Below are 204 nucleotides of genomic sequence, written 5' to 3' on the forward strand. Positions count from 1 at the left end.
CGCTCTTCAAGCATTTTGTTATACACAAAACGGACACAGCCGAAGGTTTTGGCGAGCCGTTGTTCTTGTTCTTTTGTTGGGTACAGACGGAACTGATAGGCTTTGTTTGCCATATCGACACCACATCACTTCATACCTTGATTTTCGATATATTTTTTCTAAAACTGACTATATCATAACACACAAAAAAGAGACAACTTTAGG

At 38.7% G+C, this 204-nt stretch carries 1 protein-coding gene; it reads right to left on the minus strand.

The genetic code is table 11. The features are described from left to right. On the minus strand, positions 1-113 hold a 113-nt coding region (locus tag I656_RS0117360), incomplete at its 3' end, for a helix-turn-helix domain-containing protein (RefSeq protein WP_033007066.1). Between the last annotated feature and the right edge of the window lie 91 nt (positions 114-204).

It is taken from the genome of Geobacillus sp. WSUCF1, assembly GCF_000422025.1.
In the GTDB taxonomy this organism is placed as follows: Bacteria; Bacillota; Bacilli; order Bacillales; family Anoxybacillaceae; genus Geobacillus; species Geobacillus zalihae.